Origin of the sequence: Italian clover phyllody phytoplasma str. MA1 (genome assembly GCF_000300695.1) — a bacterium.
GTDB lineage: Bacteria > Bacillota_I > Bacilli_A > Acholeplasmatales > Acholeplasmataceae > Phytoplasma.
Genome location: NZ_AKIM01000149.1, coordinates 1 through 485 on the forward strand (window position 1 = coordinate 1; position 485 = coordinate 485).

General features: G+C 28.7%; 1 protein-coding gene. It reads left to right on the plus strand.

The genetic code is table 11. The annotated features are described in order from the left end of the window. The coding region (locus RI01_RS03040; protein WP_026052462.1) for a DnaB-like helicase C-terminal domain-containing protein at positions 1–485 on the plus strand (485 nt) is incomplete at both ends.

The window sequence follows — 485 nt, forward strand, 5'->3', positions numbered from 1 at the left end:
TTAATAACCAAAATAATAATCATTTTTTAGACAATCTAAAACATACCTACACCCAAGAAAAACTATTTCAACAATTAATAAAAATCATTAGCCCCACATACGAAAACCAAGACCCCTACCACAAAAATTTATATTACCAAGAAATATTTGATAAATTAAGAAATTTTATCTCTTCAATCCCCCACAAAAACGATAAAACACACTTTACTTTAAACCAAATGGCCTATTTACATCCTGAATTTTTTGATACCGATCAACAATCAAAACAAAAAATCCAAGAAGAATATTACCGTTTATCAGAAACTTTTAAAGGACTCAACCAATCCACAAAAGGATTCAAAAAAGGCCAAATCATAACTATTGGGGGGTATACTGGATTAGGTAAAACAACTTTTGTCTATAATCTTCTTTTAGATATAGCAAAAACCAAACACAAAGAAATATCTCATTATCCTCATATTTTGGTATTTTCTTATGAAATGACC